Source organism: Streptomyces sp. NPDC031379 (assembly GCF_055569615.1).
This window is the reverse complement of the sequence record NZ_JBVIIT010000001.1, coordinates 326,748-342,356: the sequence shown is the minus strand read 5'-3', so window position 1 is coordinate 342,356 and position 15,609 is coordinate 326,748. Positions and strand designations below refer to the sequence as shown.

The following is a 15,609-nucleotide window of genomic DNA, read 5'->3' as shown; positions in this document are numbered from 1 at the left end:
AGCGGGACCGTAGGAAGGACAATCCGTACGGCCCCGCTTCCCGGGCGTGCTACCAGTCCTGGCCGTGGGGCCAGGAAGGATCCAGATGCTCGTCCTGGGAAGGACCCGGCTGCTGGGGTGCCTGCCGGGGCTGCTCGACGGGTGTGGAAGATCCCCACGCCACCCGCTGCTGGGAAATGCTCCAACCCTGCTGGTAGAGGTGAGATGTGGGCAGTGGCAGCTCTTGCACAACGGCCTGGCGCCGCGGGGCGGTGGTGCGCGCAAGTGCGGCACCTTCCAGGCGCATCAGCTGAAGTGTCTCGGTCACCTTCTTGTCGGAGTAGGGGTCTTCCTCTTCGAAGATCTCCGTGACCTCCGCCTCGGCTCCGCCTACGGACACCTCGACGCCTGCCTGCCGGGTGCCCCAGCTGCCCTTGCCCAGCGTGAGCAGGGCGTAGAAGCGCAGCGGGGTGAGCAAGAACAACTGGATCAACCCGTACAGCGGCGCGAGTAGGAACATGCCGAACCGCTTGGCAAAGCCCATGCCGCGGCGAGGGAAGTCGAGGTAGCGCACGTTGCGCAGGTACCCCATGAGGACCATGAAGACGGCGTAGTCGCCGATGTGGTGGAAGAACGAGGTGGGGTGGAGGATCGGCAGGATGAACAGCGAATAGACCATCGCCGTGCCGAAGAGGAGCCACAAACCCAGTTCCATGCATGTCAACCAGAAGGCGGGGCGGTACTTCTTCTGGTGCCCGAACGCCCACAGGGACTCGCGGAAGAACGACTTGTTCCAGCGCACCTGCTGGCGCAGGAAGTGCGCCAGCTTCTCCGGCACCGCCGTGTAGCCGACGGCAGTCTCCTGGAAGACGACCTGGCCTTCCATGAGGCAGTAGTTCGTCATCCGGCGGTCGTCGCCGAAAACGGCGGGCTTGCCCAGGAACTGCTGGTTGAGGAAGTCCGGGAGGTATTTGCGTACCAGCGTGCCCCGGTAGGCGGAGAGCGCCCCGCAGCAGCAGAGCACAGACTTCAGCCGCGAGTACGCGGCCCGTTCGAAGAGGAAGGAGTTGCCGTACCTGAGGTCCTGCAGGCGGGTGAAGATGTTGCTGTCGTGGTTGAGGGCCAAGACCATGCCGGTGGAGGCCATGACCCGCTCGTCGGCCAGCGGAAGCAGCAACTCGCGCACGGTGTCGCGGGCCAGGATGGTGTCGGAGTCCACACACAGGAAGATGTCCGAGTACGGGGCCGCCTCGAAGCCCAGGGCCAGCGCCTCGCGCTTTCCCTTGTTCTCCGGCTGGACGCTGACGGTGTACTTCACGCCCGTGGCTTCGAATTCACGGCGTAGCTTCTTCGCGACCCGGATACCGCCGGGATCCGCGCTGCAGTCGTCGATGATGTGGACCTCGTTGGGCAGCCGGCTCTGCGCGAGTAGGCTCCGCAGGCCCTGCTCGAACATGACCGGATCCTCGTTGTAGATCGGGATGACCGCGGTGACCCACGACTGCTCGAGGTACTCCAGCCCCTGCTGGTCTGCCTTGGCCGGACGGTAGAACAGCGCCATGAACATCTTGATGGCCAGCAGGCCCATGGCGCCAATGGAGTACAGGTGCAAGGAGCCCGCGTCGAGCCGGGTGAAGATCAGCGCGGCGAACCCCACGAAGAACAGGTACGACACCTTCAGGTGTCTGCGTCTGCGGTGTCTTTGACGGCTGTCGTCCTCGGCCGCCCCGGGTATGAACGTGTCGTCGGCGGTCACAGCTTGACCACCCTGGGGTGATCGGCGGACTTGCCGCGAGTGTCGAACAGGAGCCGGGCGCGGTCGGCCAACAGGGCGAGGTCGATCTCCCGGTGCGGCTGCAGCAGGACGGTCAGATCGGCCGACTCGGCCGCCGCCAGGTAGTCCTCCACCCGCTCGACCGGGCATCCACCCACCGTCCAGACAGGCACGTGAGGGTCGAAGTAGGCCAGTCCGGCGCCCCGGGCGCTCAGCTGCTCGGCCACCGCGAGCGCGGGGCTTTCCCGCTGGTCGGAGATGTCAGGCTTGTAGGTCACACCCAGCAGCAGGATGCGCGACCCGCGGACCGCCTTGCCCTGATCGTTGAGCAGGTCGGCCGCCCGGTTGACCACATGCACGGGCATCCGCTGGTTGATCTCCTGAGCCAGCTCCACGAAGCGGAACGGAATGCCGAGGGAACGCACCTTGTAGGACAGGTAGTTGGGGTCGATAGGGATGCAGTGGCCGCCGACTCCCGGGCCGGGGTAGAAGGGTGCGAACCCGAACGGCTTGCTGGCCGCGCACCGGATCGCATCCCACAGATCGACGCCGATCTCACGGCAGAACATCGACATCTCGTTGACCAAAGCGATGTTGACGTGCCGGTAGGTGTTCTCCAGCAGCTTGGCCATCTCGGCCTCGCGCGTGCCCTTCGCCTGCACCACGCTGCCCACGAAACGCTCGTACAGGGCGCGTGCCGCCTTGGTGCAGTCGTCCGTGATGCCGCCGACCACCTTCGGGGTGTTCTCCAAGCCGAAGCGGGGGTTGCCCGGGTCTATGCGCTCGGGGGAGAAAGCCAGATGGAAGTCCCTGCCCGCCCGAAGGCCACCGGCCTCGAGCCGTGGCCGCACAACCTCATCGGTGGTACCCGGATACGTCGTCGACTCAAGTACCACGAGGGTACCCGGAGCGAGATGGGCGGCGATGTCGTCGACCGCGGCGTGCACCGCGCCCAGGTCGGGAGAGCCGTGGTCGGTGAGCGGGGTCGGGACGCAGACGACGACCGCGGCGCCGCCGGCGATGGCCTCGGCACTATCGACCGCCTCGAAGCCTTGGTCCAGCATCGTGCGAACCTCGGCATCGGTGACGTCGTCGATGTGCGAGCGGCCAGAGTTGAGGCCGTCGACCACCTGACGACTGCGATCAAGTCCCACGACGCTCAGCCCAGCCGCCGTAGCGGAGCGGGCCAACGGCAACCCCACGTATCCGAGCCCGACAACAACAAGATCCACCGCAGTGGGTCTGCTCACCTTCGTCCCCAACCCTGTTCCAACGGGCACTACCTCGGCTCAGCCGAAAGCCCGACTGCCTCGTTTCTAGGCGTTCCGTGTACAGGGCACATCGGGGGTTCTCCCTAGTCGCACACCCGCTCGACCTGCCGGCCTGGATGCCCATGCTCGCCCTGACCGGCCAGACCGGCTCCGGGAACCGCGCCGCCTGCGGTTTCGCCTGCTCCCCGCGGCCGGTCAGCTTGTCACTACCGGCCGTCGCCGCATCCTCCGCCTCGCCCGCCACGGGCCCTGGGCTCGTGAGATCACCACCGCCCTCGAACGGCTTGCGCTGCTGCCGAACCCCGGATGACCAGCGGATTCACCTGTCCCTGCGAGAAGAGGACCGGCCCGGAGCAGTGGAACCCGGCGTCCACCCGAGACGACACCCGGGCCCTCGGCCTGCCCACCCTCCGCCATCGACAACGAAATGGGCCCCGACTCCGTCGGGGCTCCTCACGAAAGATCGAGGCTAGGGAGAACCCCCGATGTGCCCTGTACGCGGAACGCCTAGAAACGAAGCAGTCGGGCTTTCGGCTGAGCCGGCTTTCTGCCTCTTTGCACCACTACTACGGCCACCAGGCGGGCCGCGGCCCCATCCACCACGACGCCCACCACGACGCCCACCACGCCTCCCACCTCATCTGCCCGCCATCCGCTGCCCCCGACCTCTTCCAACGGAGCAACCATCGTGGCCATCACATCGTCTGCGCCAAGACCATCCGCCCGCCGCCTCACCGAAACCGACTCCCGGGTACTGCGACCGGCCGCCATCGGCATCGGTCTCCTCGCGAACCTCGCGTACGTCCTCGTCCTCACCGACGTCGCCGGGTACGACCTCAGGACTCCCGCTGTGTTCGGTCGGCCGGCCCAGTCCATCCCGATCAGCGTGGTGATCGCCGCCTCCGTCGTCCCGGCGCTGCTCGGCTGGGGACTGCTGGAGCTGCTGGAACGATTCGTCCCACGGCGGGCCACTGACATCTGGCAGGCGCTCACAGCTCTGGTGTTCGTCGCCAGTCTTCCCTTCAACGGGGCCGGCGTCACAACGTCCGACCAGCTCCTGCTGGCCCCGATGCACCTGATCGTCGGCGCGGCGGTGATCCCGGCATTCGTGAACACGCCACTGCGCCGATCCTGACGCCCGGCTCAGGCTGTCCGAACAGTCATGCACCTCAATCGCAGGGAGCATCCCAGGCTCCGTCGCTCCCGCGGTCGGCTCGACGTACCGAGGATGCGCAGGTCCACGGCGATGTCGTCGCCGCGGTGCATGGCTTCCAGATCGCGGCGCATACGGGCCTGATCAGCCGGTGATGCCGGGACGTTCCTCGACGACGCGGCCGCTGTCACCAACCTCCGGGGACAGAACACCTAGTCCGCCGGGGTGTGCGACTAGGGAAAACCCCCGATGTGCCCTCTGCGCGGAACGCCTAGAAAGGAAGGCGAGGAATCGGGAAGCCACCCAACTCAAGGTTTGATCATCATGTACGCCTGGAACGACCCTGACAGCCGTCTCGTCTTCGACGGCTCGCCCATCCTGACTCCGGTCGCCTCCTGTCCGGCGTACGGCACAGCGGGCCGGCCCGGCCCGCTCGACTGCCTCTTCCGCACCATGCCCGGGCCCCCGGTACCGCCCGCCGCGTTACGGCACGGTCGCGTTGAACGCGCGCCGAGCGCGGCGCCCAGGTAGCCGTCACCGACGGTTCGCGCAGCCTGCCCACCCTTGTCTCAGCCCTGCGTTCAGCTCGTCTCGATCATTCCGTGGGGCCCCGGCGTCAGGGACGTGGCCCTGGGCATTTCAGTGCCGGTGATCGCCCCGCCGGTTCGGCGTGCCCATCACCCTCGGCCGCAGCGGTGAAGCCTGCGGACAGCACGGCAGCCCATCTCCTCCCCGAACTCCCGACGGTGCACCGCGCTGTCGAATCCTGCCGCGCAGCGGCGGGACCGTGGACCGACGCATGACGGAGCATTCCGATGACCACCCCACCCACCCGCCCGGCCACCCCGGATCTGCGCCGCACCGCATACGCGATCGGCGGTGCTGTCCTGGCCACCACCCTGCTGTGGACCGCCGCCCACATCCTGGGCGTCGAACTCCGCATCGGGCCCGGAGGCGGATGGCCGAGCCAGGCCGTCGACCTGCCCCTCGTCGCCGGTAGCACGCTCGTCGTCTCCCTGCTCGCCTCAGCGACGCGAAAGGCACTGGACCGGTTGACCGACCCGGCCCCCACCGTCTGGACCCGACTGGCCGTCACCGTGTTGCTGGTGTCACTGGCGCCACTGACGTTCGTTCCGGCGTCCGACGGCGCCAGGGCCACCCTGGCGCTGATGCATCTGGCCGTCGCCGCCGTACTCATTCCGCTCCTGGCCCCGGCAAACGCCGATTGACCCAGGACACGGCAACAAGCCGAAGACGCCCCATCGATCCACTGACTGGCCGCGCTACCGGCCCGAAGAACCGGATGCGGAGCCCTGGGGCATTCGCTCCACGTCACGTCTACCGGCTGTCCGCCGAATCGAGGTTCCGTCATGTCTGCTGCCCGTCTGATCGGGGCTCTGATCCCCGTGTCCCTGCTGGTGATCTCTGCGGTGGGCACCTGGTGGGTGCTGCGCCAGGAGCGTTCCCGGCCGTCGTCGTACACCCGCCGTGGGGTGCCGGGGCATCTGGGTGGTGAGCCGTCGCTGGAGGAGTGGCGGCACATGTCCACGAAGGCGCAGAGCACGTACGACACGGCGGTGCTGGACGCTGCCGAGTCCGCGGAGGCGACCGCGGACCGGTTGGCGGATTGAGTTCAGGCCTCACCTCGCCTTCCCGCCGGAGACAAGGCGGCGCGATTGGTCACACCTCGTGGCCAGCTGGATGGCTTGTGGACCTGTACGTGACGCCGCACCGCATACGCGATCGGCGGTGCCCGTCCTGGCCACCACCCTGCTGTGGACCGCCGCCCACATCCTGGGCGTCGAACTCCGCATCGGGCCCGGAGGCGGATGGCCGACCCAGGCCGGGGGCACAAGGGAACGCGGGCGGTCACGGACGGCCGGGCCGCCTCCGCAGCAGGCGGTCCATGTGGCTCATGACCTCGCGTCGGGCCTCCATGGACGACGTGGGTGTACTGGCCGAACCAAGCGGACGACGGAAACCGGCGAGAACCCCTTCACGACCCACAGCGTCTTCCGTCGGCAGGGGCCGGCGCGGTCCCAGCCGTCAGTTCGTCTGTCCGGTGCCAGGGCACACCCATGGAGCTGTCACGTGAGCACACCCCCACCGCCGTCCTGGCCGCACTGCCAGCAGGGCGCCGACCCAGCCACCGATCCGATCGGCTGCCGTGGCATTCACGTTCCAGGCCATCCCATGTGCCTCGCCCACCTCACCGAAACCGATCGCAACGCCTTCCTTGCGAGCCTGGCACCCGGCGCCGATATCGACCACCGCGGCACCCCCTTCACCCAACACCTACTCAATGCCCTCCTCGATGCCCTCCGCGACCCCACCACCCACACCGCCCACGTCCAAACCGCCCGGTTCACCGAGGCGCAGTTCCTCGGCCCCGCCATGTTCAGTGGGGTGCAGTTCTCCGGCGACGCCCACTTCCGCGGGGCGCAGTTCTCCAGCATCGTCGTGTTCAACAGGGCGCAGTTCTCCAGCACCGCCCGGTTCACCGAGGCGCAGTTCTCCGGCCCCGCCATGTTCAGTGGGGCGCAGTTCTCCGGCGACGCCCACTTCAGCGACGCCCAGTTCTCCACCATCGCCACGTTCGGCAGGGCGCAGTTCTCCGGCGATGCCTGGTTCGGAGCGCAGTTCTCCGGCGACGCCCACTTCAGCGACGCCCAGTTCTCCAGCGACGCCCACTTCGGCAAGGCCCGGTTCTCCAGAGACGCCTGGTTCGGCGACGCCCAGTTCTCCGGCGACGCCTGGTTCGGAGCGCAGTTCTCCGGCGACGCCTGGTTCAGCAACGCCCAGTTCTCCAGCGACGCCTGGTTCTTCAGGGCGCGGTTCTGCGGCGACGCCTGGTTCGTCAAGGCGCAGTTCTCCGCCGACGCCCGCTTCGGCAAGGCCCAGATCTCCGGCCTCGCCGTGTTCGACGGGGCGCGATTCTCCAGCGACGCTCGGTTCGGCAAGGCGCAGTTCTCCAACGACGCCCACTTCGGCGACGCCCAGTTCTCCGGCGACGCCTGGTTCGACAGGGTGCGGTTCGAGGGTGTGCCAGTGCTGGGGCCGCTGGTGTGCGCGCGGCGCATGCACCTGTCCGGGGCGGTGTTCTCGCTGCCGGTGACGGTGGAGGTTGCGGCGCGGGAGGTGGTGTGTGAGCGAACGAGGTGGGAATCGACGGCCACCGTGCGGCTTCGATACGCGGCCGTGGACCTCACCCACGCGGTCCTCTCCGCCCCCTTGGCGGTCATCGCCCACACCAGCCCCTTCTCCACCGATGCCGGGCCTGTGAGCGAGGATCTGATGGCAGGCCCGGAAACCGTGCGGGTCACCTCCGTACAGGGTGTGGATGCCGCGCACCTGGTCCTGACCGATACCGACCTGACCGACTGCCTGTTCTCCGGGGCCTTCCACCTCGACGAGATCCGCATGGAAGGCCGCACCACCTTCGCCTCTCCACCCACCGGCCTTCACTGCCGAGGCATCTTCTTGCCAGCGCACTGGACCCGACGCCGCACCCTGTCCGAGGAACACCACTGGCGCGCGCAGACCGCCAGGCAGCCGATCCTTCCCGCCGGGACCACGCCCCCGGATGACCAGTGGCGCCCTGGCCCGCACCACCCCGACCCCCACCTCACCCCCGACCCCGTGGACGTCGCCGCTCTCTACCGGCAGCTGCGTAAAGCCTTCGAGGACGGCAAGAACGAACCCGGCGCGGCCGACTTCTACTACGGCGAGTGCGAGATGCGCCGCCACGACTCAACCGGCACCCCGAAAGTCGAACGCCTCCTGCTATGGGGGTACTGGCTGCTGTCCGGTTACGGCCTGCGTGCCTCCCGTGCCGCCGGCTGGCTGCTGGCCGCCATGTCCCTCACCGTCCTGCTGCTCATGGGCTTCGGCCTGCCCACCCACGAGCCCGACCCTGCCACCACCGGCACCCTCCACGGCAGCAAAATCAGCCTCGACACCACCACCCCCGCCCCCGCCCTGCCCGGCGGGTGGACCAAACGCATCGCCTGGGCCCGCGCAGAGAAAGCCACCCGCGTCGCCGTCAACTCAGTCGTCTTCCGCTCCAGCGGGCAGAACCTCACCACCGCCGGCACCTACATCGAGATGACCTCCCGCCTCCTCGAACCCACCCTCCTCGCCCTCGCCGCCCTCGCCGTACGCGGCCGCATCAAACGCTGACCACACCAAGCAGCGTGCGCGGTCTCCTCCCCACGAGTCCGGTCGCTCCGTGCGCCCCCGTGCACTCGGTGCGGATCCGGCCCGCTCCGGCCCCGGCCTCCCGCAGGAGGTGACGCTGCGTCATGTACAGCTCCTACGGCTCCCAGGCCTGGAGCAGGTCGAAGACGTGTCGGTCGCCGTCGAGTTTCAGGGAGTCCAGCGGAATACGGCCGTACAGGGCGAGGACCAGCTCACCGGCCGTGCCCAGGGCGGAGGCGACGGCCACGTCCGGGCCATCGCCGGCAGCGGTGTCGGGCATCGTGGCGGGCGTGGGCGGACAGGCGGTCCGTGCGCCGTCGGCGGAGAGCGAGAGGCGCCAGGAGCGGTCCTCGGTGGCGTGGAAGTCGACGACAGCGGGCTTGTGCGGCCAGGCGCTCGTCCATGCGCAGCAGGTGGACAGGAACTCGCCGACACCGTCGAGTGCCACCGCGTCCGGCAGCGGCTGCGGGGCGCCCAGGGTGATCTGGGCGTCGTAGGTGTGCACCGCGGCCTCCCGGAGCTGGTGCCGGGCGACGGCACCGCAGGTCTGCAGCGACTCCGAGGGACCCCACCTCGTCCAGCACCCGCGGTCCGGGCCGGCCTCCCGCAGCGCGTCCAGCAGCCGCTGCGTCGATGCGGCCGACCAGGCCGGCAGCGCCTCGCGTTCCCGAGGCTCAGCCTTGGCTGCGTCCGACGCGGACTCGGCGGGCGGGGCGGCAGCCGGGCCGGTGGCGACGCCGGCGGCCCAGCGGCGGTGCACCCCACCCAGGTGCTGCACCAGATCCAGCAGCGTCCACTCGGGGCAGGTCGGCACCCGCACGTCGAGGCTGGGTGCGGAGGCGACCGCGGCCCGGAACGCGATCGACCGTTCGTCGATCAGCCGCAGCAGAACGGGGAACTCGAGAGTCTCTTCCACACCGGTTGTCCATCACCGTGGTTCGCCCACCGACACGCGGTTTTCCCCGCCGCCGCGGAAGGCGCACGGCAAAGCGAGCCACGTGTTGCACCCCGCGCGGAAGTCCGAGGCGAGGCGGTATTTCCGGTGTGTCGCCACCCTGACGGGAAAATCGTCATCGGGGCGGATTCCAGGGTATGGGGGACGGCGTCGAGGTAGCGGAATCGGATTTCCACCAAACCCATGGGCGTGCGGCTCTCTTGACGCTGTGACACTTTCCGGAGCCCCACCGCTTAGTCAGCGAGGCTTGATGGCCTCCTGAAGAAGCAGTCTTCGTCCGACTTGGTCCTCAATACGGCGCATCTGGCGCGTGGTTGAGCGGCCGAGTTCGCGAGAATTCCCTGGGGGAAACTTGACGAGAAGTACGATGCCGAGCCGCATGCTGGCCCGGACGGTGGGCGCCGTGGCGGCGATGACGGTTGCGCTCACGGCTGCCCCGCTGGTGGGCACGGCGCAGGCCTACAGCGCGGAGTCGGGATCGCTGAGCTTCGGCGGAGAACCGGGCGAGCCCATTTCAGGTGGCCGGTCCTACGGGTACACGGCTGGGGCGGTCCAGATGTTCGACGTTCAGGGCAGCAGGGACGAGAACGGCCTCACCGTCGCGGTGGATGTGGAACAGGGCACGCTCTGGCGTCTCATCGTCGCCGCTCCCGACGGTCAGAAGCTGACGGAAGGCACCACGTACACCGGGGCCAGGCAGTGGCCCGACGCCCAGCCGACGGATCCGGAACTGGTGTTCAGCGGCACCGACAACGGGACCGAGAAGTGGTGCAGCACCAACTCCGGTTCCTTCACCATCGAGCACATCGCTTTCGGGCCCTACGGCTACGTCCGCGCACTCGACGCCACCTTCGAGCAGTACTGCAACGGATCGACGGTGCCTCTGCGCGGTGAGGTTCACGCGGTCATGCCCGGACCTCCGGCCGAACTCGCCGTCGGGGTGACCACCGACCCCGACGGCACGGTGGACGCCCCGGACGGTCGCGTCACCGTCGGTGGCACCGTGACGTGCAACAAGCCTGCCGGCGTCTCGCTCACCGGACAGGTCTTCCAGATCCAGAAGAAGGCGACGCCGGCCGCGTCCTACGAGACGACCGTGGCCTGCACCCCGGGCGCGCCCGTCCCCTGGTCCGTCACGCTGGCCAGCCAGGAGCCCGGCACCTCGTTCCAGCGCGGCACCGCGACGGTGCGCAGCCGGGGCCGAGCCGATGACCGGGACTACCCGGTGACCGTAGACACCGGGCAGCAGGACACGCAGGTCACACTCTCCAACGCCTGACCTCGGGCGGCCGCAGGGCCGTCAGCGGCCGGCGGGCGCGCTCCACCACGAAGCGGACGCGCCCGCCGGCCGTGCGGTCGTGCGGTCGTGCGGTCGTGCGGTCGTGGGACGGTGGCCTAGCCCGACGCCCCGTCTCCGGGGCGCCAGGCGGACTCGACGCCGTGCCACGCCGACGGGCCGCCCAGGGCCCGTAGCAGGTGTTCCTGCGAAGGGTCGAGGGATCGGCGAGCCGCGTTCACGAAGTTCGTGTGCGCCTCGTACAGGCCGCGGTGAATCGGCCGCAGCTCTTCCAGATCCGTCGGCTGCCGGCCGTGGAACAGGATCGTGAACTCCTCGATGCCGTCACAGATCCGCTCTGCCGCCGTCATGGCCTCCGGGCTCGCCACCAAGGACATCGAGTGCAGGGCCGCATTGAACGGTCCCCAGGTGACGGCGGGTGGGCGTCTGTCCACGAACGCCTCACGGAGTTCCATCTCCACGGCGCCGAAGGCTTGGAGGAACTTCTCGTAGGCGGCGGTGCGTGCGCCCTGGAGCCACTGGCGGTTCTGGCCGCGCCGCCCCACGACGCCACCCGCGATGACGCCCACGACGGTGGCGGCGACACCTCCCACGGTGGATATCAGCAGGCCCCACGGGGCAGCCATGTCCCGCTACCCCTTGTGCCGGTAAACGACCAGATACCGTTCGTTGCCCACGAGGTGGGTGAAGACACCGACCCCGGCGAAGTCGGCGACCGCTACCTCCTGCGCTCCGGGCAGCGGCTTCGGGGTGCCCGTGGCCAGCGAGAGCTGGACGGGGGCGGTGGTCCCGGTCAGGCTGTCGCCCTTCGTGAGCGAGGTGCCGTAGGCGGTGCCGTCGTCGGTGACGGAGACGAAGTCGAGGGGCTTGGTGTCGTCGGTCTCCTCGAAGCAATAGCCCTTCTTCGACCGGAGGTCGAAGGCGAGGTGGTCCGAGACGAGGTACCGGCCGTTCGGGGAGAGCGCGGAGTCGGGTGCCTGCGCCGACCCGATCAACGGCTTGGCGCACAGCGCGGACGCCTGGACCTGGCCGGTCCTGCCGTCGAGCACCGCCCACACGTTCTGGCTGCCCCCGTTCTTCTGCCCCCAGCGGGCTATGAGGTGCCCGCCGGTGCCCGGCCATACCGCACCGGTCGCGGGATCGGCCTCGGCCGGCGCGATCCGGTCGTCGTCCCAGGAGCCAGGGACTCCGAACGCGCCCGCGCCCTCGTTGAGCACCACCGGATCCCGCTCCGTCAGGGCGGCGATCTCATTGCCGTAGGAGCACGACGAACAGCCGGGCGCCTTGAGGGAATCGGTGTCGTACGAGGCGGTGCGGCCCGTGACCACGTCGAGGGCCACCGTGCGCTTGTCGGTCTGGGGTATGAGAAGCCGTTCTCCGCCGTCGCTGACGCGGCCCGTGCCGTACTCGGTCGCCGGAACCTCGACGTGGTGCGTGGGCACGACCGCCTCGCCCGAGCCGTCGGCGGCGTAGACGTCCACGGCGTACGCCTGCTTCGCCTTGGTGAGGGCGTCCTCGCCCTTCTCTCCCCGGGACCAGGTCACCAGGTACTCCTTGCCGCCGGCGGGGACGGCGAACACGCCGGGCGCCTCGCCCTCGGACAGGTCCTTGAACGGCTTGCCCGTCCAGCGGATCCGACCCGTCCCCGCATCCCGTACGGTCACCCGGTAGGTGGCTCCCTGGCTGGTCAGCGTGGCGATCGCACCGGACTTGGGCAGTACGACGTACGTGCCGAGCTGCTTCCCCGAGAGCTGCCAGCCGCGTGAGGTGTCGTACCCGGCAGGCAGCTTGAGCTTGAGCGAGGGCGCCGGCGTCGAGGAGTGCCCGGAAGGCTTCTTGCCGCCGCCGGGGGTGTCCGTACCTCCCGATCCGCCACCGCAGGCCGCGAGTGCCCCCATGGCGACGACGGCGACGGATGCCTTGACGAGTACCGGCTTCATGCACTGCCCTTTCCGTTCCGCGGAGGACAGCCCACGAGCCGAACCGCCTCCCCCGATGGCGTGATCTTGGCGGCAAGGCTACCGCCCGGACGGTTTACGACAGCCGTGAAGAGGCTGTGACCTGCTGCTCTCAGTAACGCCTGTCATAGGAGAATGCCCTGACGGTGGCCGTCCCGCGCCTGAGCCGGCCCGCGCACCCCGCCGGCCCCGGCGGACCTCAGCCCTCGACCGCCCCGGCGACGAGCGCCCGCAGCTGCTCGGCGGTGTGGTCGAGCGGCTGCGTGCTGCGCTCGGCCCGGCACATGACGACCGAGCCCTCGACGGCCGCCACGATGAGCGCGGCGAGCTGCGCGGCCCGCTCGGCATCCACGCCGTGCGCCCGCAGCGAGGCGGCCAGCAGGCTCTCCCACTCGCCGAAGACCTCGGCCGCGGCCGCCAGAGCGGGCGGGATCCCCTCGGCCGGGGGGGTTCCTCGATGGCCACGGCGAGGACGGGACAGCCTTCGTCCGGGCCGGCGACTGAGGCACCCGGCGGCGTCAGAACGGGCGGTGCCGACCGGCACGACACGCACACGGCGTTGCGGATTCGCCTGTCACCGGCCGTGGCAGCGGGCAGGATTCTGGGCGGCGACGGACAACGGATCCGGCCGGCCGGAGGGAGTGTGCCATGGCCTACGGCACCGCGGAGTGGCCCGCGCGCAGTCTGCTGGGGGCGGTGTCGCCCGAGGCCCGGCAGGAGCTGCTCGAGCTGGGCGTGCCGACGCGGTACGAGGCGGGAGAGGTGCTGTTGAGCGAGGGCGCCCGGGACCGGCACGTGCTGTTGCTGCTGTCCGGCTTCGCCAAGGTGACGGCACGCGTGGAGAACGGGGAGGAGTCGCTGCTGGCGGTCCGCGTCGGGGGCGACAGCGTCGGTGAGATGGCCGCCATGGACGGGGCGCCGCGCTCGGCCACCGTGACCGCGTGCGGCCCGCTGACCGTCCGGGTGGTGCAACCGGCCTTGCTGCACACCCTGTTGGCCCGGCGTCCGGAGGTGCACCTGATCCTGACCGGGATCGTCGCCGACCGGCTGCGCTGGGCCAACCGCAGGCGGCTGGACTTCAGGGGGTATCCGGCGAAGGTGCGGCTGGCCCGGCTGCTGGTGGAGCTGGGCACCTCGTACGGCCGTCCGGTCGAGGACGGTGTCCTCCTCGGCTGCCGGCTGACCCAGCCCGAGCTGGCCGCACTCACGGGTGCCGCCGAGACGACCGTCCACAAGGGGCTGCGCGAGCTGCGCCGGGACGGCCTGCTGAAGACGGGGTACGGCTCGACGCTCATCCGGGACCTGGCCCGCCTCCGGGAGCTGGCGGACCTGCCACCGGACGGCTGAGCCGCACCTCCAGCCGGCCGATCCGCACCCGCCGGCCGATCCGCACCCGCCGCCGGTCCGTCCGCCCGCCGTGCTCAGCCCAGCACCGGCCTGAGCACCGTCAGCAGTCCCGCGGTCACCCCCATCACCGCCGTGCACGCGACCGCGGCGGTGACGCAGCGGTACTTGTGGACGGCCACCTGGGAGAGGAACCGGATCGTCTGGGACAGTTCCCGGCGCTCCTGGTCCGGTGTGTCGCCGACGGAGCGGTCGGGCAGGATGTCGGGGCCCGAGGCGAGATGGACGAAGCTGTAGCGGTTGGCGCCGGTGGGGCGCAGCACCCGGGGGCGCAGGGTGGCGGCGAGGAAGCCCGCGCCGGCGAACATCCCGCACAGGAAGAGGGCCAGCAGGGCACCGGCGAGCACACCCGCCGCGCCGCCCGCCGCGGCGGTACGCACGGCGGGCGGGCTCCAGGCACCGGCCGTGCCGACCAGGGCCGCCTGGGCGGCGGCCAGGATCCCGGCCTTGGTGTCGGCGTGCTGGTGGGTGGTCTGCAGAGAGGTGAACATGAACTGCGCGGGACGGCTGTCCGCACGGGTACCGGTGGACGGCATGCGGCTCCTTCGGCTGCCGGTGGGCTGAGGGTCACCTCCAGTGGGCCCGCAACGCGGTCGTGAGACCTGGGATTTCTGCGGGATTCACCGCGCCGGCGGGCCGCTTTCGTCACCAACCGGCTGAACCCGTCCGTAACTTGCGTCGACCCGGATATGTTTCCGCATCCTTCCGCATCCCGTATTTCGACGGGGTTCGCGGCGTACGGGGCGTGTACGACTGGCCTACCGGCGTCCGCGTACCGGGGGAGCGGACGCCGGTGTGTTCTCGGAGCGCGCCCGGCCCACCGTCCCGGGATGCGGCTCCACTTCGGTGAGCGGGGAGTTCGAGCATGGGAACGTTCGGTCGCAGACTGCTGCTGGCGGTCGACGCGAAGGGGTACGGCGGCGTCGACGTGGCGACGCAGCGGCAGTTGCAGGAGGCCATTCAGCGGCTGCTGGGCGAGTCGGCCGCCGCGGCCGGGCTGGCGCGGGAGCGGTGGGCGACGCAGGTCGGCGGGGACTCGGTGTTCGCGGTCCTGCCGGAGGGGGCCTCCGAGCCCGACCTCGTCGACCCGTTCATGCGGCACCTGGACGCGGGGCTGCGGGAGTTCAACCGCAACCGGGTGCGTGAGGCGTGGTTGCGGCTGCGGGCCGCCGTGCACTTCGGTACGGCCTCGCCGGCCGCCAACGGCTTCGAGGGCCGGGGCCCGGTCGAGATCGGCCGGATACTCGACAGCCAGGCGCTGAGGGCGGCCCTGGCCGAGGCGCCGGACGCCTGCCTGGCCCTCGCCGTCTCGGCGACCGTCTTCAACGACGTGATCGGGGAGGCGTACACCACCATCCGCGCACAGGAGTTCCGTGAGGTGCGCATCGCGGAGAAGGAGTACGCGGGGCGGGCATGGATCCGGGTGCCGGGGTACGACGCCAGGGCCCTCGACCTCGGCGAGGCGGGGGCGTCGGGGAGCGTGGAGGGTGGTGCGGCGACCGACGTGCGCCCCCCGAGTGCGCCGAGTGCTCCAACTCCCGCATCCGACACGGTCGTTCAGGTGTTCAGCGGCGGAACCATCCACGCCCACGGAGCCGTCTTCGGGATCTCCAAGTGACCT

General features: G+C 69.9%; 14 protein-coding genes and 1 pseudogene. 8 read left to right on the top strand and 7 right to left on the bottom strand.

Annotation, left to right across the window (positions count from 1 at the left end):
• Positions 1-49: 49 nt before the first annotated feature.
• Together ACZ5CW_RS01645 and ACZ5CW_RS01640 are read right to left on the bottom strand one after the other, a co-directional pair.
• Entirely contained in the window at positions 50-1,735 is a 1,686-nt protein-coding gene (locus ACZ5CW_RS01645) for a glycosyltransferase (protein ID WP_468597392.1), read from the bottom strand.
• The gene (locus ACZ5CW_RS01640; RefSeq protein ID WP_468597391.1) at positions 1,732-3,003 is read right to left on the bottom strand and encodes a nucleotide sugar dehydrogenase; all 1,272 of its coding nucleotides are present in this window, start codon (positions 3,001-3,003) and stop codon (positions 1,732-1,734) included. The genes ACZ5CW_RS01645 and ACZ5CW_RS01640 overlap by 4 nt, the downstream gene beginning before the upstream one ends.
• A gap of 104 nt (positions 3,004-3,107) precedes the next feature.
• On the opposite strand from ACZ5CW_RS01640, the pseudogene ACZ5CW_RS01635 reads away from it, so the two are divergent.
• The 5 genes and pseudogenes from ACZ5CW_RS01635 to ACZ5CW_RS01615 all read left to right on the top strand — a co-directional run.
• Positions 3,108-3,334 (top strand): annotated as a pseudogene (locus ACZ5CW_RS01635) (transposase); the annotation flags it as partial.
• 378 nt (positions 3,335-3,712) lie between these two features.
• On the top strand, positions 3,713-4,159 hold the full coding sequence (locus ACZ5CW_RS01630) for a DUF6069 family protein (RefSeq protein ID WP_468597389.1): 447 nt from the start codon (positions 3,713-3,715) through the stop codon (positions 4,157-4,159).
• Positions 4,160-4,992: 833 nt separating this feature from the next.
• Positions 4,993-5,406 (top strand): DUF6069 family protein, encoded by a 414-nt coding sequence (locus ACZ5CW_RS01625; RefSeq protein ID WP_468597387.1) that lies wholly within the window; start codon positions 4,993-4,995, stop codon positions 5,404-5,406.
• A gap of 141 nt (positions 5,407-5,547) precedes the next feature.
• Entirely contained in the window at positions 5,548-5,808 is a 261-nt protein-coding gene (locus tag ACZ5CW_RS01620) for a hypothetical protein (protein WP_468597385.1), read from the top strand.
• 460 nt (positions 5,809-6,268) lie between these two features.
• Positions 6,269-8,356, top strand: coding sequence for a pentapeptide repeat-containing protein (locus ACZ5CW_RS01615; RefSeq protein ID WP_468597384.1), 2,088 nt, complete (start codon positions 6,269-6,271; stop codon positions 8,354-8,356).
• A gap of 133 nt (positions 8,357-8,489) precedes the next feature.
• Here ACZ5CW_RS01615 and ACZ5CW_RS01610 read toward each other — a convergent pair whose 3' ends face one another.
• Entirely contained in the window at positions 8,490-9,290 is an 801-nt protein-coding gene (locus tag ACZ5CW_RS01610) for a maleylpyruvate isomerase family mycothiol-dependent enzyme (RefSeq protein ID WP_468597382.1), read from the bottom strand.
• 406 nt (positions 9,291-9,696) lie between these two features.
• On the opposite strand from ACZ5CW_RS01610, the gene ACZ5CW_RS01605 reads away from it, so the two are divergent.
• A complete protein-coding gene (locus ACZ5CW_RS01605) occupies positions 9,697-10,608 on the top strand; it encodes a hypothetical protein (protein WP_468597381.1) in 912 nt (303 codons plus the stop codon).
• Between the two features lie 116 nt (positions 10,609-10,724).
• Here ACZ5CW_RS01605 and ACZ5CW_RS01600 read toward each other — a convergent pair whose 3' ends face one another.
• From ACZ5CW_RS01600 to ACZ5CW_RS01590, 3 genes are all read right to left on the bottom strand, one after another.
• Complete coding sequence (locus tag ACZ5CW_RS01600) at positions 10,725-11,252, bottom strand: hypothetical protein (protein WP_468597379.1); 528 nt, start codon at positions 11,250-11,252, stop codon at positions 10,725-10,727.
• A 6-nt stretch (positions 11,253-11,258) separates the two neighbouring features.
• Entirely contained in the window at positions 11,259-12,566 is a 1,308-nt protein-coding gene (locus ACZ5CW_RS01595; protein ID WP_468597378.1) for a hypothetical protein, read from the bottom strand.
• A 217-nt stretch (positions 12,567-12,783) separates the two neighbouring features.
• Positions 12,784-13,137 (bottom strand): LmrA/YxaF family transcription factor, encoded by a 354-nt coding sequence (locus ACZ5CW_RS01590; protein WP_468597376.1) that lies wholly within the window; start codon positions 13,135-13,137, stop codon positions 12,784-12,786.
• Between the two features lie 95 nt (positions 13,138-13,232).
• Here ACZ5CW_RS01590 and ACZ5CW_RS01585 point away from each other — a divergent pair, with 95 nt between their 5' ends.
• Complete coding sequence (locus ACZ5CW_RS01585) at positions 13,233-13,931, top strand: Crp/Fnr family transcriptional regulator (protein ID WP_468597374.1); 699 nt, start codon at positions 13,233-13,235, stop codon at positions 13,929-13,931.
• A 74-nt stretch (positions 13,932-14,005) separates the two neighbouring features.
• Here ACZ5CW_RS01585 and ACZ5CW_RS01580 read toward each other — a convergent pair whose 3' ends face one another.
• Positions 14,006-14,524 carry a Pycsar system effector family protein gene (locus ACZ5CW_RS01580; protein WP_468597372.1) on the bottom strand — a complete coding sequence of 173 codons (519 nt, stop codon included), beginning with the start codon at positions 14,522-14,524 and terminating at the stop codon, positions 14,006-14,008.
• A 329-nt stretch (positions 14,525-14,853) separates the two neighbouring features.
• Here ACZ5CW_RS01580 and ACZ5CW_RS01575 point away from each other — a divergent pair, with 329 nt between their 5' ends.
• Positions 14,854-15,606 (top strand): hypothetical protein, encoded by a 753-nt coding sequence (locus tag ACZ5CW_RS01575; protein ID WP_468597370.1) that lies wholly within the window; start codon positions 14,854-14,856, stop codon positions 15,604-15,606.
• Positions 15,607-15,609: the final 3 nt, after the last annotated feature.